The organism is Pseudomonadales bacterium (genome assembly GCA_024234615.1).
Lineage (GTDB): Bacteria > Pseudomonadota > Gammaproteobacteria > Pseudomonadales > IMCC2047 > JAJFKB01.
On sequence record JACKNY010000003.1, the window covers coordinates 156,503 to 176,065 of the forward strand.

At 47.6% G+C, this 19,563-nt stretch carries 19 protein-coding genes; 12 read left to right on the forward strand and 7 right to left on the reverse strand.

Annotated features, from left to right (window positions below; all coding sequences use genetic code 11):
* Position 1: 1 nt before the first annotated feature.
* A complete protein-coding gene (locus H6995_13440; protein MCP5216001.1) occupies positions 2–853 on the reverse strand; it encodes a DUF4124 domain-containing protein in 852 nt (283 codons plus the stop codon).
* 241 nt (positions 854–1,094) lie between these two features.
* On the opposite strand from H6995_13440, the gene H6995_13445 reads away from it, so the two are divergent.
* Together H6995_13445 and H6995_13450 are read left to right on the forward strand one after the other, a co-directional pair.
* A complete protein-coding gene (locus tag H6995_13445; GenBank protein ID MCP5216002.1) occupies positions 1,095–1,724 on the forward strand; it encodes a hypothetical protein in 630 nt (209 codons plus the stop codon).
* 139 nt (positions 1,725–1,863) lie between these two features.
* Positions 1,864–2,841 (forward strand): helix-turn-helix domain-containing protein, encoded by a 978-nt coding sequence (locus tag H6995_13450; GenBank protein ID MCP5216003.1) that lies wholly within the window; start codon positions 1,864–1,866, stop codon positions 2,839–2,841.
* A 38-nt stretch (positions 2,842–2,879) separates the two neighbouring features.
* On the opposite strand, the gene H6995_13455 is transcribed toward H6995_13450, so the two are convergent.
* Positions 2,880–5,165 carry an NADP-dependent malic enzyme gene (locus H6995_13455; GenBank protein ID MCP5216004.1) on the reverse strand — a complete coding sequence of 762 codons (2,286 nt, stop codon included), beginning with the start codon at positions 5,163–5,165 and terminating at the stop codon, positions 2,880–2,882.
* Between the two features lie 346 nt (positions 5,166–5,511).
* Between H6995_13455 and H6995_13460 the strand changes: the two genes are divergently transcribed.
* Together H6995_13460 and H6995_13465 are read left to right on the forward strand one after the other, a co-directional pair.
* Entirely contained in the window at positions 5,512–6,312 is an 801-nt protein-coding gene (locus H6995_13460) for an inositol monophosphatase (protein ID MCP5216005.1), read from the forward strand.
* A 174-nt stretch (positions 6,313–6,486) separates the two neighbouring features.
* On the forward strand, positions 6,487–7,818 hold the full coding sequence (locus H6995_13465; GenBank protein MCP5216006.1) for a YihY family inner membrane protein: 1,332 nt from the start codon (positions 6,487–6,489) through the stop codon (positions 7,816–7,818).
* 8 nt (positions 7,819–7,826) lie between these two features.
* Here the strand turns inward: H6995_13465 and H6995_13470 are convergent, their stop codons facing one another.
* From H6995_13470 to H6995_13485, 4 genes are all read right to left on the reverse strand, one after another.
* Positions 7,827–8,771 (reverse strand): radical SAM protein, encoded by a 945-nt coding sequence (locus H6995_13470; protein ID MCP5216007.1) that lies wholly within the window; start codon positions 8,769–8,771, stop codon positions 7,827–7,829.
* A gap of 21 nt (positions 8,772–8,792) precedes the next feature.
* Positions 8,793–9,287, reverse strand: coding sequence for a pyridoxamine 5'-phosphate oxidase family protein (locus H6995_13475; protein MCP5216008.1), 495 nt, complete (start codon positions 9,285–9,287; stop codon positions 8,793–8,795).
* 154 nt (positions 9,288–9,441) lie between these two features.
* On the reverse strand, positions 9,442–9,966 hold the full coding sequence (gene greB, locus H6995_13480; protein MCP5216009.1) for a transcription elongation factor GreB: 525 nt from the start codon (positions 9,964–9,966) through the stop codon (positions 9,442–9,444).
* 26 nt (positions 9,967–9,992) lie between these two features.
* Positions 9,993–10,409 (reverse strand): DUF4399 domain-containing protein, encoded by a 417-nt coding sequence (locus H6995_13485; protein MCP5216010.1) that lies wholly within the window; start codon positions 10,407–10,409, stop codon positions 9,993–9,995.
* A 106-nt stretch (positions 10,410–10,515) separates the two neighbouring features.
* Here H6995_13485 and H6995_13490 point away from each other — a divergent pair, with 106 nt between their 5' ends.
* A complete protein-coding gene (locus H6995_13490) occupies positions 10,516–11,415 on the forward strand; it encodes an acyl-CoA thioesterase II (GenBank protein ID MCP5216011.1) in 900 nt (299 codons plus the stop codon).
* Here the strand turns inward: H6995_13490 and H6995_13495 are convergent.
* Positions 11,405–12,211 (reverse strand): tyrosine-protein phosphatase, encoded by an 807-nt coding sequence (locus H6995_13495; GenBank protein ID MCP5216012.1) that lies wholly within the window; start codon positions 12,209–12,211, stop codon positions 11,405–11,407. The genes H6995_13490 and H6995_13495 overlap by 11 nt on opposite strands.
* Before the next feature lie 1,031 nt (positions 12,212–13,242).
* Between H6995_13495 and H6995_13500 the strand changes: the two genes are divergently transcribed.
* The 7 genes from H6995_13500 (at position 13,243) to H6995_13530 (ending at position 19,493) form a co-directional block, all read left to right on the forward strand.
* Positions 13,243–14,193 carry a Ppx/GppA family phosphatase gene (locus tag H6995_13500; protein ID MCP5216013.1) on the forward strand — a complete coding sequence of 317 codons (951 nt, stop codon included), beginning with the start codon at positions 13,243–13,245 and terminating at the stop codon, positions 14,191–14,193.
* A gap of 44 nt (positions 14,194–14,237) precedes the next feature.
* Positions 14,238–14,564: a YdhR family protein gene (locus tag H6995_13505; protein MCP5216014.1), complete on the forward strand. Its 327-nt coding sequence runs from the start codon at positions 14,238–14,240 to the stop codon at positions 14,562–14,564.
* A gap of 138 nt (positions 14,565–14,702) precedes the next feature.
* Positions 14,703–15,680 (forward strand): cysteine synthase A, encoded by a 978-nt coding sequence (gene cysK / locus H6995_13510; protein ID MCP5216015.1) that lies wholly within the window; start codon positions 14,703–14,705, stop codon positions 15,678–15,680.
* 76 nt (positions 15,681–15,756) lie between these two features.
* Positions 15,757–16,428, forward strand: a complete 672-nt coding sequence (gene yrfG / locus H6995_13515) for a GMP/IMP nucleotidase (protein MCP5216016.1) — start codon at positions 15,757–15,759, stop codon at positions 16,426–16,428.
* Positions 16,421–16,834: a ribosome-associated heat shock protein Hsp15 gene (gene hslR / locus H6995_13520; GenBank protein ID MCP5216017.1), complete on the forward strand. Its 414-nt coding sequence runs from the start codon at positions 16,421–16,423 to the stop codon at positions 16,832–16,834. Before yrfG ends, hslR begins: the two co-directional genes overlap by 8 nt.
* Positions 16,831–17,727 carry an Hsp33 family molecular chaperone HslO gene (hslO, locus tag H6995_13525; GenBank protein ID MCP5216018.1) on the forward strand — a complete coding sequence of 299 codons (897 nt, stop codon included), beginning with the start codon at positions 16,831–16,833 and terminating at the stop codon, positions 17,725–17,727. The genes hslR and hslO overlap by 4 nt, the downstream gene beginning before the upstream one ends.
* A 230-nt stretch (positions 17,728–17,957) precedes the next feature.
* Entirely contained in the window at positions 17,958–19,493 is a 1,536-nt protein-coding gene (locus tag H6995_13530; GenBank protein MCP5216019.1) for a phosphoenolpyruvate carboxykinase, read from the forward strand.
* Positions 19,494–19,563 lie beyond the last annotated feature (70 nt).

Below are 19,563 nucleotides of genomic sequence, written 5' to 3' on the forward strand. Positions count from 1 at the left end.
GTTAGTATTTTTCTAACGCCCAAACACTCACGCCACCAAGAATACCGTTGGCGTAGTTGATTCTTTCTATGATTAAGGCATTTCCGTTCAGGTTGATTGCAATTAAAGTCTCGACAAAAATATTGCGATGCCATTTTTTTTGCAAAATAGTAAAGCCTTCTTTAGTTAGATGACGGAGCTCTATATCCCCACCTTTGCCAAAAAAATTCAGTCTGAGAAAATCATCTTCTAAATGAAAGTCATACTTTTCACTGCGCCGAGAACCACCATGTTTTGATTCGAGATCCGCCTCTATCCTCAACGTCGAAGAAAAATCTACCCGCGCCTCAACCCTCAAGTTAAAATCCTCCGGCTTCAGCTTTGGGGTCTCGACCGTACCTAAGCAGGTAACTCCTTCCGCCGTACCTCTCCAGTTTCCCCGAATTTTGTCAAAAATATTTTTCAGCGTTTCAATCTGTTCATCACCTAACTCCCTGGCGTTTACTTCCAGATGAGAAACACCAGAAGGCGTCGAAGATGGCGAAGGGCCAAAACATCGGTGCTTCTCTGGCAAGGAAACTTTTTTATTTACCACATTGGCAGATTTACTCGCTTCCTGATCTAACCGCTTTTGCTCCAGTTTATTAGCCTCCTTGCGCTGTTCACGGTCAGTATCATAGGTTTCCAGCAGTTGCATGTCTTTTTCACCCATAATCTGTATTTGGCTGTTTTTAATTTCGATATTTTCCTCAAGCACATCCCTTCCTTCCGGGATTTCATCGGAATAATGCACCTTGCCATTATCGTCAACCCATTTATAAACCTGTGCCTGGGCGACCTGAGCTAGCAACAGCAATATCATGAATCTTTTCATAGGGCTTCCTGTCCAAATTTTGCCGACACGGGCAAAATAAGAGCACTTTCTCAATTTTCTCAAACAATTAAAATTCTCTTCCAATTGTTGCATTCTATCGCCATCGGTTACTCCTGTCTGTAACAGGAAGCACTGGAAAAACCTGACCATAGGACGATAATGGCTACATCTTTAAAGTAAGGTAGGCATCGATATGGGACTGAAAATGATGATTAAGGTCAACCCCAGACTGCTTAAATCCATTCTCCTCGGCACTCTATTTGTCGGCGCTTGCATTTCCGCTTATCACCAAAACTGGGTTAATGCCCTGATCGTGTTAGGCATTATTTTGCTGTCACTCGCTCCCACCCTCTTTGCCAGACAGTTTGAGGTTTCCTTACCGGTTGAATTTGACCTCGCCACAGTAGTCTTTATATTCGCGGCGATTTTTCTTGGCGAGCTGGCTGGTTTTTATGAACGTTTTTGGTGGTGGGATTTGCTGCTGCACTTAACCTCTGGTTTACTGCTGGGGATGCTTGGACTCTGCCTGGTCTGGGTTTTAAACTTTAATGCGCGTATCGACCTTGAGCTGTCACATCCTTTCATCTGCCTGTTTGCATTCGCCTTTGCACTCTCGATCGGCACTATCTGGGAGATTTTCGAATACAGCATGGATAAGCTGTTTGCGATGCGCATGCAAAAGAGCGGGTTGGATGACACCATGAGCGACCTCATGGTGGACTCAATTGGTGCCCTCACTGTTGCCACCGGCGCTTATGCGTTTTTAGCAACCGGACGCAAATCTATCCTTTCCTATTGGATAAAGCGTTTTATCGAAGTCAATCGAGATGCCATTGCCAGAAGACGTGCCAACGCACGAAGAAAACGCTAGCTGGCACTTTGTGTTCGGTGTGAAACGATCAAATTTAGGCCATCTAATCCACCAAAGACTCAATTCCAGCTTGACCAATCCTTATGGGGAAGACAAGATAGGTTATCAAATCGAGTAGTTAGCACGCTGGTAACGATTTATGACAGGTAATTCATCACAGTCACAGTTCCATTCCATCGCGGAGTTTGACCACTTTACGCATTCGGTTTGCCGTACCTTTTGCCAAATGGATGTGAGCATCAATCGCAGCAAACAGGCTACTGGTTTTGCCGCCGAACTCTATCATACCGAACTGGATAAAATGCGGCTTGCACGTGTTTCCAGTAACTCGCTGACGGTTACTCGCCGTAAGCAGGATATCGCGCAAATAGCGGATCCCTTCTACCTCGTTAAATTTCAGTTAAAAGGCGAGAGCCTTCTCCAGCAATGCGGGCGTGAAGCCCACCTCAAGCCAGGTGATTTTGCACTCTGCAGTACCACTGAGCCTTATCAACTGCATTTGCCTTCGCATTACCAACAGGCAGTGCTGGCGATACCACAATCGACGCTACAGGAATTATTAAAATCCCCAAACGATTTTCTTGGCATTCGCATGGGTAGTGAATTCCCAACCCACGGCCTGCTAAGCCAGTTTTTATTTTCACTAGTGCAACGTATCGACATGCTCGCCCCAGCGATAGTCAAACGCCTGGAAACAAATATTCTTGACTTGCTCATTACCTCACTGGAAGCCATGTCCAGCGCAGATATGTCTCCTCAGCAAAATGCGGTACAGGATCATTTACGTCGTATCAAACGTTTTATTGCCATGCATCTGCAAGATTCGAGATTATCACCCGAATTCATCGCGCAGGCAGAGGGTATCAGCAAACGTTATCTGCACATGTTATTTAAAGAAGAGGGGATTTCAGTTTCCCGCTACATTCAGCAGCAACGGCTTGAGGCATGCTCGCGAACGTTGGCCAGTTCGTCGATGCAGCATCTTTCAACCACGGACATTGCGCTGGAATGGGGCTTTGGTGATTTATCCCATTTCCACCGTTGTTTTAAGGCACATTACAGTGTTACCCCTCGTCAATACCGGCTGCGCGCTTGTAGTGACGAGGCGGCAGAATAATCCAACTCGCCGGGTCACCCCTGCCCGGCATTATCTAATCAGGTTGCTTTCCCTTTGTAACGCTGGATGTCCGCAGCGGTATAGGCACTCATGTTCAAAATCCCACGCGGGGTGACCGAAGGAATAACAATGTGTGCCGGCTTGGCCAAGCCTGATAATAGTGGGCCGATTAACAGCGCGTTGGTCAATGAACGAATTAGGCCTAGTGCAATATTAGCGGTATCCAGGTTTGGCATAATCAGCAGATTGGCTTGCCCTTTCAGCACAGAATCTTTGAAAACAGTGCGCAGCAATTCCGGTCGCATAGCTGACATCGCGTGCATTTCGCCATCAATTTGCACATCCGGCATGGTTGCTCGCAAAATCTCTGAAGCTTTACGCATTTTTATCGCTGAGCTGGCATTGGATGTGCCGAAGTTGGAATGCGACAATAACGCCACTTTTGGTTTGACACCGAAATGACGTACCACTTCAATACTCGCCTTGGCCGTTTCCACAATCTGCTCAGCCGTCGGGTCTACATTGATAAAGGAATCCGCCAAAAATAGCGGCTCTCCCTTAGGCAGTAGTAGAGTCGAAGTTGAGGACACATGTTGACCCCGAGCACGAGGCCCGATTACCCCCATAATGTCACGCATATGGTAATCAAAGCGTCCAACTTTTCCGCAAATTAAACCGTCCGCCTCACCCAAGGCCACTATAACCGCTGCCAACACTGTGCTATTGGTATGGATGATGGATTTTGCGGCTTCCACCGACACGCCGTTTCTTCCCACCAACGAATGATAGTACTCCCAGTATTCCTGGTGCCCTTCGCTCTTCTCTGGATTGACTAGCTCAAAATCCCGCTCTGCCTGCAAACGCAAGCCCATTTGTTCAATGCGTTCCTGAATGATGTCAGGGCGTCCAATCACGATTGGACGGGCGATTTTTTCATCAACCACCGCCTGAACCGCACGCAACACATCTTCATTTTCGCCTTCGGCGTAAACCAAACGTTCCTGCGAACGTCGCGCCACCTCAAAAATTGGCTGCATGAACAAACCACTGCGATGTACCGAACTATGTAGCTTTCTACGATAGGCGACCAAGTCATCAATCGGCCGCGCCGCAACACCACTGGCCATTGCCGCTTCCACCACAGCAACGGGTAATTCTTCAATCAAACGGGTATCGAAGGGTTTGGGAATCAGGTATTCAGGGCCGAATTTTAATTCTTCGTCAGCGTAGGCTGCTGCTACCACTTCGCTGGATTCTTTGCGTGCCAGGGCCGCAATGGCTTTCACGCAGGCCAGCTTCATTTCTTCGTTAATCGTGGTTGCACCACAGTCCAGTGCGCCGCGGAATATAAAAGGAAAACACAGAACGTTATTAACCTGGTTGGGGTAATCAGAACGTCCGGTTGCGATGATGGCATCCGGCCTAGCCTCGCGCGCTAGCTCGGGTAAAATTTCCGGTGTCGGATTCGCCATAGCCAAAATCAGCGGTTTATCCGCCATTTTCTTCACCATATCCTGAGTCAGTACGCCAGGGCCGGAGAGGCCCATAAAGATATCGGCATCAGCAATGGCATCATCCAGAGTCCGCAGCAAAGTGTCCTGGGCATATTTTTCTTTGTACTCGTTCATGCCATCAACACGGCCTTTATAGACCACGCCACGGCTATCACAGACATAAACATTATCACGGGAAAGGCCCATGCTGACGAGCAGATCGATACAGGCGATACTGGCAGCGCCGCCACCTGAGGCCACCAGTTTAACCTCTTCCATCTTTTTATTAACGATACTCAGCCCATTGTAGACCGCTGCCGCTGCTACAATCGCAGTGCCGTGTTGATCGTCATGAAAGACCGGAATACTCATGCGCTCGCGCAATTGCTTCTCAATATAGAAACACTCAGGTGCTTTGATATCTTCCAGGTTAATGCCACCAAAGGTTGGTTCCAACGCAGCAATATGCTCGATCAACTTATCCGGATCGCTCTCATCAAACTCAATATCGAACACATCAATATTGGCAAATTTTTTAAACAGCACCGCCTTGCCTTCCATTACTGGCTTGGACGCTAATGGCCCAATCGCGCCCAGGCCAAGCACTGCCGTACCATTGGTTATCACGCCAACCAAATTACCTCGAGCGGTCAGTGACGCAGCCTCTTTCGGATCTTCCACAATGGCTTCGCAGGCATAGGCGACGCCGGGAGAATAGGCTCGCGCCAAATCACGCTTATTAGCCATCGGTTTAGTGGGTTCGATCGCCAATTTACCCGGCACTGGGTAGCGATGGTAGTACAACGATTCTTCTTTAAAATTATCTGACACTGCTGCTTCCTCAAACAAAACGACAAATAGAGGATGCTTTTCAGCATCCTCTTTACAAGATGAATATCTATTTATGGGTAGACTACCCCAGAAAAACTACTGAACCTCCTCAGGCACAGTGGGCTATTGTAACCAATAGCTAAGTAAACACAATCTTACCTACCAGATTCGTTTTGATGGTTTTGTCAAAAATCTCAATGAGAAGGCATACTGAGGCCGGACCGAGAGTGGCGTTACCCCCATTAATTCGCTCAATGTTAAATGGCTTCTATAGTTCCCACCCTTTTTCCCTGTTAGAATAGCCAGCCATTTTATATTGCTCCTTAAAAAACTAGGTACCTTCATCATGCAACCTATGCTGAATATCGCATCGCGGGCGGCGCGTAAAGCCGGAGAAATTATTGTTGATGCGCTGGAGCGCGTTAACCTGCTTGCAATAGAAGAAAAGGGACGTAATGATTTCGTCACAGAGGTTGACCGTGCGGCCGAAAAGGAAATCATCTATCAATTGCGTAAGGCCTATCCCGACCACAGCATTCGCGGCGAAGAAACAGGGGCTAGCACTGGCGAAAACCCCGACTATGAATGGGTGATCGACCCCCTTGACGGTACCACTAATTTTCTTCATGGCATCCCCCACTTTGCCATTTCCATTGCTTGTAAGTACAAGGGCCGCGTTCAGCATGCGGTAATTTTTGACCCTATAAAGCGTGAAGAATTTACTGCCAGCAAAGGCGATGGCGCTGCTATGAACGGAAAACGCCTGCGGGTATCTGGTCGTCGCAGCCTGGATGGCGCCTTAATCGGCACGGGTATTCCTTTTAGCGGTTTTGCGCTAAACCATATGAAGCCTTATTTGGATTGCATGCACGAAATCGCCGGACAAACGGCAGGTATCAGGCGTCCAGGCGCAGCCTCGCTGGATCTAGCCTATGTGGCAGCCGGACGTTTTGATGGTTTCTGGGAAATGAATTTACAGGAATGGGATATCGCGGCGGGTACATTACTGGTGAAAGAAGCTGGCGGCTTGACCAGTGATTTTCAAGGCGGCGACAATTACCTGAAATCCGGCCATATTGTCTGTGCTTCCCCCAAGGTGTTCAAACCGATGTTACAGATTGTCAAAAAACATCTTGGCCATCTCTAACTTGCGGTTCTAATCATCTTTCTGCAGCGACGCTTTGGTACGCTCTATCAACACTTCTATAGAAAACCCTGGGATGAGACCTATTAGATTCCTTCATCTGTCGGTTGCACAGACTTCCACAAAAGCTTATTGTTTCGTCCATTAATACTGATTATTGGGGGGCGAGGATCGCCAATGGCTGCGTTACCTAAAGACAGCATTTCCAAACTTATCGAATCGATTTGGCACACTGAATTAAGCAGCATGCCACGCTGGCGCGCTGGATTAATACAGTGCGTTCGTGTGCTTTTCGCCGTGGCCAGAGACATGACTGCCGGGCAACTCACACTGCGGGCAATGAGTCTGGTCTATACCACCCTACTCTCTCTGGTACCATTGCTTGCGGTGAGTTTTTCAGTGCTCAAGGCCTTTGGGGTACATAATAAAATCGAACCCATGCTGCTCAATCTATTGCAGCCCTTGGGCGATCAAGGGGTACAGATTACTGCCAGCATCATCGGTTTTGTAGAAAATATGAAGGTGGGCGTGCTCGGCTCGCTCGGTATCGCGCTGCTTTTTTATACGGTCGTGGCGCTCATGCAAAAAATTGAAGCCGCCTTTAATCACACTTGGCGGGTACCCCAAACACGTCCTTTGTCACAACGATTTAGTGATTATTTGTCTGTAGTGATGATTGGCCCGGTGTTGGTTATTTCCGCGTTGGGCTTAACCAGTACGATGCTTAATACGTCCATGGTGCAATGGATTTCGGCAATTGAGCCCTTCGGTAGTGTGATTGAAGCCGCTACCAAGCTGATTCCCTATGTACTGATTATTTGCGCCTTTATCTTTATCTATACTTTCATCCCTAACACCAAGGTTAAATTGAAACCCGCTTTTGTCGGTGCGCTGGTAGCCGGAATACTCTGGCAAACCGCTGGCTGGGGCTTCGCCACCTTTGTTGCAACTTCCACCAAAACCGCCGCGATATACTCCGCCTTCGCCACCCTGATCTTTTTCCTCATCTGGCTGCATGTCGGCTGGCTGATCTTACTGGTTGGTGCCAGCATCTCCTTTTATGTACAAAACCCTGATTATGTAAGCTCACCACAGCGAGAGTTAAAACTCAGCAATAACATGAAGGAACGACTGGCGTTACTGGCGATCACACGAATTGCTGACAACTTCTATCATCAACGTAAACCATACAGCGCAAAACAGCTGGCGATTGAGGCCAACATCCCTTCCGACATTATGGCCAATATTCTGTCGGCCTTGGAAAATCAAAACCTGATCAAACAAACTAACGACGTAATACCCGTCTATTTACCAGCACAGCCATTTGATGAAATTTCGGTTAAGCATGTATTGGATGCGATTCGTATAGCCGGCGAGGATCGTCTGTTAAACAGCAATCAGCTAGCCCACAACCCTCAGCTGGAAGAACTCTTTGTACAACTGGACGCTAGTTTACATTCTGCTTTTTCAAATCGGATTATTAAGGAATTAGTGACTAAACAAAGCTGAGTTAAGTCCTAAGACGACAGCAACCGGTCTTTGCGGAACTGGTATGCCACCTTGATTGCCTCAAACAGGCCATATCGATTCTTCATATTGCAGCTATCACAGAGCGCGGGTAACCCTGCCATGCGTTCCCTTTTGGTTAACACTTCATCGATGGACGAAGCCGCAATATTCCCAATCGCATGTTGGTGGGAAATATCGTTATAGCAATACAGGTAATCCCCGTTTGAGGCGATAAATAAATCGACATTTCTGGGTATACATCGGAAACGGTTATGCAGGCACTGACGCGCGATATCAGATAATGCAGGAACAAAATCCAGCTCTTGCGAATGCAAGTGGTGGGTTTTAATTATTTGCCTGAGCCGCTCGGTCGCGATTTGCTGATCATTTAAATTCCCAGCGCGATTATAGAGTGTCGGCGACATCGAGAGATTATTGATGCCCTGCTGCCTAAACCAAAGAATGGTCTCCTCCAGGCTATCGAGACATTGCGAGAGCGGTGTCAAACTAATGGCCAGCTGAGTTTTATTCAAAATTTGCTGCGCTTGCACTATGTTTTGTTTTACCCGTTCTTGATCCAGATTAACGTGCACCTCTCGATAAACCGCCGGGTTGATGCTAGAAAATGAAACTGTAAGGGTGTGAATCACGCCATCCAAATGTCGGATTTTGTTGCTATCAAGCAACTGTCCATTACTCACCATATCGAAGCGGACAGGCTGTGCTCTAATTTTGTCGATAAATGGCATGAAATGTGGGTGCGTAGTGGGCTCACCATAACCGGCTATAACCACTCTGAAAATATTTGCTTCGGCTATCCGCTGCAGGGTTTTATCAAACACCTGCGGCCTCATCAGCATCGGATGTCGGATTTCACTTTGCGGACACATAATACAACGGGCGTTGCACTTGCTCGTCCACTCCATATTGATTGAGGTTTTATACGTTTTCATCGGTTATATCCACCTCAAGCTTTAACCGTCAGCTTTAATCAGGTGCGGCACATGTTGTGCGCAATTTGGCACTACCTGTTCAACCTCAACCTTTATCACTCGCTCAGCGGCAGGAAATAAAGCCAGCAGATCAGTATCTTCGCTAATACTGGCCGTCCCGTTCACCCGGAGACGAGCGCCATCTTCAAAGTCTATAAACAGGCACCCCACATGGGGGTTTGTCAGAATATTCCCCAGGCTCATAAAGGCACCATTACCATCAAAATCAGGGAATACGAAATGGCGCTCATCAATGATTTTTATCAGACCGGGGCCACCACCCTTGAAGGAGCAATCGCAATGACCGTCACTATCGCTAGTCGCCAAAAAGAAGAAAAGGACGCTCTCTAACCTTGTCTGCAGCTCAGCAGGAATATGATCCCACAGTAATCGCTGTTTACGGGCGTCATCCCAAATTGATTCGGTATGCCATTTTTGCTGGGCTTTACGTTCACCCCAATGAAAGCTGTTTTCCACGCTGACTTGACACTCTTATATAATTGGCAAGATCAGCATAGATAAGTCATATTAAGGGAGTCTTAACCTTTCAACTGTTATGTGCGGTTTTAATGATATTTTTTGTTGGCCAGGATGAAGATTTCCCTATTCTCATGAGCATTTATACATCTTTTTATGAAGGGCCAGACTGATTATTTCCCTCATCATACCGAACCGCCAGAATCTCATAGCAGGTCTGCCCGCTTGGAGTGCTCACAACCACTTCATCCCCCACACGCTTTTTTAACAGTGCTTTGGCAAGTGGCGAGTCCATACTGATGTAAGTTGGCTCCATATCGAACTCATCCGGCCCGACGATGCGGTACTCGAATGTCTCACCCTGCTCATTTTCCAGGCCCACCCAAGCACCAAAGTAAACGGCCTGGCGGTCATCCGGTAGCCGATCTACGACGCTAAGGTGATCCAGCCGTTTGGAAAGAAACCGAATTCGGCTATCAATCTCGCGCAGTTGTTTTTTGCCGTAGATATATTCCGCATTTTCAGAGCGATCTCCCTGTGCCGCCGCTTCCGAAACGGCTTGTGTCACTTGAGGCCGTTTTTCTCGCCAAAGATAATCAAACTCTTCCTTGAGACGTCGCCTGCCAACGGCAGTAATATAGTTAGAACCCGACGGACGAGGTGGTCGATAGCGCCCCATGCTTCAATACTTGCCTGACAAACTATCTACTCTACGTTGATGGTGATTTTTTCTGACATTACGGCTGGGTTATGCGGAATATGAAACTGATCGCCCAGCAACAGCTGCAAACTATGCCGCCCTTTGGATAATTCAATTTGGGTTTCGGTCTGGCCACCGCCAAAATGGATATGATTGGCGTCCGCTGGCACGGGCTTGGTTAAATCCGGTAGTTGCGCCACGTCAACTAACAGGTGATGGTGCCCAGTATTGTTTTTATCGACGCCAGCCGGGGCAACACCCATACCACGTAACCCAAACTTAACTGTTACCGGGCTGGAGACCGTTGCACCATCAGCAGGCGAAATAATATAGACTGAAGGTTGTCCAGCCTGTGCTAGACTCGATATCAAGACTAAGCTACAAGCGATAAAGCCAGCGAATAATTTAGATTGGATTCTCATTGGCAACTCTCCTTCAAAAAAAAGCTATGATAGCGGAAACAGCTTAGTCTACGATATCGTAAAATCGTTTTATAGTTTGAGATTTATTTGGCAGGAATTCGGGAAGATGAGCAAAGCGTTAGAAACCCTCGTACACAACCTGAAATTGGAGCAGCTTGAAACCAACCTGTTCCGCGGCGTTTCACTCGACCAAACCCGCTTTCGCGTTTACGGTGGCCAAGTGCTGGGACAGGCGATGGCTGCTGCCAGCCAAACCGTAGAAAGTAGCTGTCAGGTTCACTCCTTTGCTAGTTATTTTCTACGCCCTGGCGACACCAGCATCCCCATAGTCTATGACGTCGATCGTGTCCGCGATGGCCGCAGTATCGTGACCCGTCACGTCACTGCCATCCAAAAAGGACGGCCCATTTTTGAAGCCATTATATCCTTCCATATTGAAGAAACGGGATTTGAACACCAGGCAGACATGCCCAATGTGCCAGGCCCGGATTCACTTCCGTCTGAAGAAGAAAGACATTTACGCTACTTCGAAGAGACCAACCAAACACCCGAATATAACTATCAATGGCCGATCGAGTTTCGCCATGTCGACCCCATCAATTTTCACCAGCCGGAAAAAAAGGCCGCTACTGCTTACGTATGGTTCAAAGCCGATGGTGAACTGCCTGATGAGACGGCACTGCACCAAGCGGTTTTGGCGTACGCTTCTGACTCTCCTATACTAGTAACGGCCTGCCGACCACATCCAGAAATTAATGCTGACAATGCGCTGTTGGCAACCATTAATCATTCTATGTGGTATCACCAGCCTTTTCGCGCTGATCAATGGTTACTCTACGCGCTAGAAAGTACCAGCGCGTCCAATGGTCGAGGCTTTGTACGCGGCAGTATTTTTAATCAAGCAGGAGTTCTCATTGCGTCTGCGACCCAGGAGGGTATTTTGCGTACGCGCGAAAAAACCCATCAAATGGATATTATTGGCGATCCGACTGGCTTTAGAGGCTAATGGTCTCGCGCAGCAGATTTTTCTTAATCTGTGTAACCTGATCTGGCGTAAGCTCCAACACCGATTCGAAATAACGCTCCATGCTTCCCATTTCCTGCAGGATTGCGGCAAATGCCGCTTCCAGGTAATGCGGCTGCACCTGCACCAACGGCCTTAAAGCATTAATTTTGTCTTCAATATTGTCGACTTTTCTTCTGAATTTATCGGCGATATGGCTAAGCTTTTGTTCGGCAGCAAAACCTTCGTTGCTCAGCAAATAATCCTCAATAACTTTTTCCTGGGGCACACCCAACAAAGTTAGCAACAAAGCCACCACACAACCAGTGCGATCCTTTCCAGCAGTACAGTGAATTACAACAGCTCCTCTATGCGGTTGTAACAGCTTCGCAAAGAGTGCTTTTAAAATAGGCGAAAATTCAAAAGGCATGCGCGCATAATCTTCCAACAGATGTGCTTCTACTTCAGCTCTTGAAATAGAACCTTTCATAATTTGTTCAAACAGACCCGCAGCAGGATGGCTGTCATCTTGATGTAAATCGATGGTGAAGAAGCTAGGTTCCGGTTCGCCATGCCAGCGCGTGGGGAATGCTTTGCGCTCAGAGGGGGCGCGTAAATCAAAAATAGAGGATATATTGAGAGGCGATAACTGCTGACAATCAAACTCGCTCAGCTCCGCCAGATGCCCAGAGCGAAATAACCGCCCCCATTTTACGATGGTGCCATTGCCGACAGAGTAACCACCTAAATCGCGGAAATTTTCTACTCCCTGCAACGCGAGAATATGTGCATTATGCATCGATAGTCTGCACCTTTGATGCCCAAACACTGCCTATTAAGCTCTTATCCTCTGATTTTTACAAGCCTTGCCTTGGCCAAATATCCTGTCTCAGGCCAATATAAACCCTTAAGGGGCGCAAAACCATAAACTGCGATTCGGCAATCTGCCATGTCATGTGAACTGCCAAGAACTGATTAATATTATTCCGAAATCACATCAGTCTGGATCAGCCAAATATAAGATTGGATAGCAAGCCTTATCATTTTTCTGTTTCACTCTTGAGGGGTTTTTTATACCTAATGAACATAGCTAAGATAGGGGTCATGATTTGAGAGCACCCCCCAAACAGACCACTTCATTCGGTAAATTCAACATTATTTTATACGACCGACCTATAGTTAACAGGCTCGGCTCCACCTAGCAAATCAAGCACACATATACGCCAACATAAGCAGGCAAGCGTATGGAGCCAACAAGCATCATGCTGAAACTATCTGCGCCTTTGCCTGCATTAAAGGAAAATAGTAGGTATTTTATTGCAGGTACACCAGAGTTGCCGCCATAGCAATTAACACCAGCGTGGTTAGCACTCGGATGGTTTGACACTTTTTACAGTTTCGGCTCATCTGTTCATCAATGTTAATAACAACTGGCTAACTTGGCGAGTGACGTAACCCGCCTTGCCGGCCGCCACGGCTAGCCTGACAGTTTAATGCGGATGTCCTTTTAATAAAACTGTCGTATTTCAGTTTCATACTTGGTGGGTTACATGATACACACAGAAGTTTGAGCAAGCTCATCCGTAACGAGACTCAGTTTGCCAAGCAAAGCAAGAAAGCTGGGATCTTTCTCAAAGCCAATGGCATCAACGATATCATGGAAATACGCTTGTAAAGCACGAACACTGGACAAAAACTTGAACAACCGTTATGTTCCACGAGGGAATCGCAAGAAGATCAGATTCCAAATCGCCATTCACGATTATCTAAAGGGGCCGGGGTCTTAAGGAAGCTTTGGTCGGCGCCCTAAACATTCATTATTGGTAACCAATGCTTTCTGAACCAAGCGTCGAAAACTGCCCCACACAACACCATCAACCCTTTATTGTCGCCGCACTAGATATCGGCTCCAATAGCTTTCATCTAGTGATCGCCCGCCAAGTCGATGGTGATTTTCAGTTTCTTGAGCGTCATAAACAACAGATACGACTCGCCGCAGGGCTCAATAGCAAAAATACGATCAACAGCGAGACAATCGATCGCGCCATGGCTTGTTTGGAAGAATTTAGCAAGCTAATCCGTCATTACCAACCAACCCAAATTAGAGCCGTGGCAACCCATAGTTTGCGTATCGCTGATAATGCCGAGGACTTTTTGCTGCGTGCCAAACAGCACTTTCCAGCTAGCATAGAAATTATTTCCGGAACGCAGGAAGCCCAGCTCATCTACGAGGGAGTTGCACATTTATCCGATATTCATGGCCAGCTGTTGGTGATGGACATTGGCGGCGGCAGCACCGAGTTTGTCATCGGCTCTGACTTTCATGCCAAACAGCTACGCAGCTGTCCGGTTGGTTGCATCAACCTGACCCGGCAGTTTTTCCCCGATGGCACCCTCAACAGGAAACGTTTCGATAATTTAATCAATACTGCGCAACAACAACTCACACCGTTCAGCGAGGAGTATATCAAGCTCGGCTGGACTCAGTGTCTGGGATCTTCCGGCAGTATACGGATGATTGATCGCATCCTCAAAGAAGAGGGTTACCGCAAGCGCACTATCACGCTGGAGCGCCTATTAACTATAGCCGACCACATCCTTACCTTTGATAACTTGGATGACGTCAAACTGCCCGGCTTATGGCCCGAACGCAAAACAATCCTGGCGGCGGCGGTCGGTATTTTAATCGCTGCCTTTAAGTCACTTAGGATTGAGCAGATGAACTATACTCGAGGCGCACTACGTGAAGGTTTACTCTATAGCCTCGTCAATAATCCTTAGGGCGCAAAGCCGCCCGGACCAACCACTTTGAAGGAGGAATAAAAATGGCCCAAAAGCTGGTTCAAATAAACTTTCACTACGCAATCCCAAAGCAACAGCTTCAAGCAGGTACAGATGAAGCCCTTGCGCTGATCCAACAAGCACCGGGATTAATCTGGAAAATCTGGATATATAATGATCAAGACAAAATTGCCGGAGGTATTTATCTCTTTGAAAATGAAGATACGGCGAGAGCCTACGCTAACGGGCCGGTCGTAGCCAGCTTGAAAAACTCACCAGTATTTTCAGACTTTAACGTTCGATTATTTGATATTATGCGCGAGCAGAGCCAAGCAACCCACGCTTATCTGGGGGGTTCATTTCCCCACTGAAGTAGATATCTTTTACGTCCCCGCAGCGTCAAAAACCACCAGTCTATAAAATCGCCTAATTGCTGGACAAGCGCTATCGGTGGGTAGTAGCCTAACACTCAGATATCACGGTCAGCGTTAGCCCTAGGGAGGTTCATCATGTCAAATTTATTCGAAGATAACAGTCTATCCATTGGCAACACTCCGCTGGTGAAACTACATCGTATTACCAACGCCAACATTTACGCCAAAATAGAAAGCCGCAATCCGGCCAATTCCGTCAAATGCCGTATCGGTGCCAGTATGATCTGGGCGGCGGAGCAGGATGGCTCATTAAAGCCCGGTATTGAACTGATTGAATCAACTAGCGGCAATACAGGTATTGCCCTCGCTTTTGTCGCCGCCGCACGCGGTTATAAACTGACGTTAACCATGCCCCACACCATGAGCCTGGAACGTCGCCAGTTAATGAAAGCACTCGGCGCCAACGTGGTGTTAACCGATGGTGCACTTGGCATGACAGGGGCCATTAAAAAAGCCCAAGAAATCATTGATAGCAACCCTGGTCGCTATTTAATGCTTCAACAATTTGAGAACCCGGCCAATCCGCAGATTCACGAGCAAACCACTGGCCCAGAAATATGGAAGGATACCGACGGTCAAATTGATATTCTGGTGTCGGGGGTCGGCACCGGCGGCACTATTACCGGCGCATCGCGCTATTTTAAAAAGGTGCAGGGGAAAGCTGTCACATCGGTAGCGGTTGAACCCACCTCCACCACCATGATCACCGCCGCGCTCGCGGGCGAAACGCCTACTCATGGGCCGCATAAAATTCAAGGTATCGGCGCGGGCTTTGTCCCGAAAAATCTAGATCTCTCTATGGTAGATCAGGTCGAGCGTATCGATGATGATATTGCGATGGAGTATGCACACCGGCTGATGCGTGAAGAAGGTATTCTTGCCGGAATATCCAGCGGTGCGGCCGTAGCGGCAGCAATACGCGTTTCTCAGCAGGAGCAGCACCAGGGAAAGATGATCGTGGTAATCCTGCCCGATTCCGGTGAGCGTTATCTCACCACTGCTTTGTTTCAAGGATTTTTCAGCGATAAAGAAACGATTCAAGCTATTAGCTGAACAATTGCGTTGTAGCCAACCACACAGGGAAACTATCGCAAAAATAGCTCAGAGACTATCGAGGGCTCATCAGAACATGATCGATTGGGATCAAATAGATACTGTATTTCTAGACATGGACGGCACGCTTCTGGATCTGCACTTCGATAACTATTTCTGGCTCCAGCACATTCCTCAACGCTACGCTGAAAAGCACGGAATGCCCCCAGAACGCGCCTATCAAAAATTAATGAAACAATTTAAGGAGCGGGAAGGTAGCCTTAGCTGGTACTGCATAGACTATTGGTCAGAGACACTGCAACTGGATATCCCCGTTTTGAAACGGGAAATACAGCATAAAATTCAATTTAGACCGCACGTTACGGATTTTTTAGACCTGCTAAAAACCACCAACAAGAACGCTGTGATCGTCACCAACGCCCATCAGGAGAGTATCAAGCTAAAACTCCAATTCACCGGACTCAATAAGTGGGTAGATAGGATTATTTGCTCTCATGACCTTGATTGCCCAAAGGAACATTCCGAGTTCTGGCATAAATTGCAACGACATCAATCCTTTTCCAGGAAATCAACGTTGCTGATCGATGATAGTCTGCCTGTATTGAGAGCGGCAAAAGACTATGGCATTCAGCATTTACTCACTATTTTGCAACCGGATAGTCAGCAGCCCAACAGGGAAATAAATGAGTTCCTTGGCATTGACAGTTTTGCCGATATTCATCCGCCGACGATGACTCAAGATGAATGAGACGCCGGTACGATTGGACAAATGGCTTTGGGCAGCACGTTTTTTCAAAACCCGCGCCCTAGCGAAAAAAGCCATAGAAGGTGGCAAAGTCCATTATGAAGCTGCTCGCAGCAAACCGAGCAAAATTGTCGAGCCGGGGGCAAAGCTCACAATAAGGCAGGGCTGGAGTGAGATGACCGTCTTGGTCACTAATCTATCAGAGCAACGCCGCGGTGCAGAGGAAGCGAGACAACTTTACGTAGAAACAGCGGATAGTATGGCCAAACGACAGCTTGAAATTGAACAACGTAAATTACAAAGGGCCTCTATGCCACAGACGGAGCAACGTCCCACTAAAAAACAACGCCGTCAAATTGTACGGTTTAAGAGCATTCATGACTCGTCAAATGAGAGACAGCCCCTATGAGTTCACCCGACCAACTACAGCACTTCCTGTTTTCCGATGTTGATATTCGTGGACAACTGGTGGGCTTAGAGGAAGCATACCAACAGGTACTGGAAAACAGTGAATACCCACAACCCATTAAGGCGTTAATTGGCGAGTTTATGGCGGCAGCGGCACTGCTCAGTGGCACCATCAAAGTGGATGGCAAACTCAGTATTCAAGCCCAAGGAAATGGCCCACTGAGCCTGATAATGGCAGAGTGCGGGCACAATCAAGAGGTGCGCGCTATCGCCCGCTGGGAGGGCGAACCTGAGCAGATATCGCTGAAAGAATTATTGGGTGAAGGCCAGTTAGTGATCTCTATCGAACCCGATCAAGGCCAGCGTTACCAGGGTATGGTGCCCTTTACAGGCGATACTTTAGCCCAATGTCTGGAGTCCTATTTTGATCAATCAGAGCAAATAAAGACCAAAATTTGGTTAAGCTCAAATCCCGGCCAATCTGCCGCTGGCTTACTATTACAGGCAATGCCAGCGACAAGTGATAACTTCGACGAAGATGCCTGGCCTCGCATCTGTATGCTCACGAATACGCTCACAGAAACAGAACTCCGAGACTTACAAAATGTGGCTCTCATCTACCACCTTTATCATCAAGAAGAGGTAAATCTCTACCCACCATCACCCATTTCTTTCCGCTGCAGCTGCAACAGAGAAAGAACTATGAGCGCACTCATCGGTTTGGGTCAAGACGAGCTTGAGGACATCATTGCGGAACAACAAGAGCTGGAAGTGAAGTGCGAGTTTTGTAACGCAACCTACCACTTTACTCGTGAGGATCTGGAACCCTATATGCTGGAGCTGGATATTACGAAAATGGCCAGTGATTTATCACCCTCCAGAACTTTACACTGATTCTTAATTAGTAATATGAATATCTACTATCATTCTAAATTTGGTAATTAGACGAATTTCTGCTTAGCTTCTCGACTTTTTTTTGTCATAATTACGCGCCCAAAAACTGTTCGGCCGACGGAATTAATTAACCTCGGCGTATTTAGCCGGGTTCGATATGTTGTGCCGGCTTTTTTAGGCGGCGTACGCCGTAGGAAATTAAAATGAATAATGCCGCTGAAAGTCAGCAATTGAGCACAAGCTATGTCGATCTTAGTATCGCTGAACTGGTCGAGTTAGCAATCCGTCGAGGTGAAGGAAGGCTTGCAGATAATGGTTCTCTGGTAGTGAATACCGGCAAACGCACAGGCCGATCTCCGATGGATCGCTTTATCGTGCAAGAACCCAGCACTGAAAATGAGATTCACTGGGGCCCGATCAACCGCCCTTTTCCCTCTGACAAATTTGATACCCTTTGGGAGCGCGCTGAAGACTATCTTCATGGGAAGGAATCTTTCGTTGCTCATTTGCACGTAGGAGCGGACCCCGAACATTACATCCCCGTCACGGTTGCAACCGAAACTGCTTGGCATAATCTTTTTGGTAAAATTTTGTTTGTACGCCCGGAAAAATTTAATCCCCGCGACAAAGGCAAGTGGCAAATTATCAACATTCCGCATTTTAGCTGTGACCCTGAGCGCGATGGCACTAACAGTGACGGCGCAGTGATTATCAACTTTGCCAAACGCCGAGTCTTGCTCGCCGGCATGCAATATGCGGGTGAAATGAAAAAAGCCATGTTTTCAGTACAAAATTTTCTGCTGCCGGAAAAAGATGTTTTACCGATGCACTGCTCAGCGAATACCGACGGCGGTGGTGATGTTACGTTATTTTTTGGCCTATCCGGCACAGGTAAAACAACCCTTAGCGCCGACCCAAATCGTTACCTTATCGGTGATGACGAACACGGCTGGGGCAAGGGTTCGGTATTTAATATTGAAGGTGGCTGCTATGCCAAATGTATCGATCTGAGCAAAAAGAACGAACCGGTTATTTGGGACGCCATTAAGTTTGGCGCCATTGTCGAAAACGTCGTAATCGATGAACAAACACGCATTCCTGATTACCGCGATGCCAGCCTCACTCAGAATACTCGCGCCGCCTATCCTCGCGAACATATCGATCTGCGAGTAGAAGCAAACTTAGCAGGCGAGCCTAACGCCATTATTTTCCTGACCTGTGACCTTACCGGCGTACTACCTCCGGTTTCAATTCTTTCCAAGGAAGCGGCGGCCTATCATTTTTTGAGTGGTTATACAGCGCTGGTAGGCTCGACCGAAATGGGCTCTACGGCAGGCATTAAATCCACTTTTTCTACCTGCTTCGGCGCACCTTTTTTCCCGCGTCCGCCGAGTGAGTATGCCGAACTACTGATTAAACGACTAGAGGATTTTGGCAGTCAGGTCTACTTGGTCAACACTGGCTGGACCGGTGGTGCTTATGGGCAGGGCGGTGAACGCTTTAGCATTCCAACCACTCGAGCAGTTATTGCGGCCGTACAGAGTGGTGAGCTACGTGACGCGGAAACTACCCATCTTCCAACATTGAATCTAAGCATCCCAGTGCAGGTAAAGGGCGTTGATACACAGCTACTCAATCCACGCAATACCTGGAAAGACACAGTAGCGTACGATCAGCAAGCTCAGGAGTTAGCCACTAAATTTGTTGAAAACTTTAAAAAGTTTGATGTGCCCGAAAGCATCATCCAGGCTGGGCCAAAAGCTTAAACCTGTACCAGAGCCTGTGAACGATGGACGCGGTTAAATTATGCCATTAGACGGGGCTTCAGCTGATGCC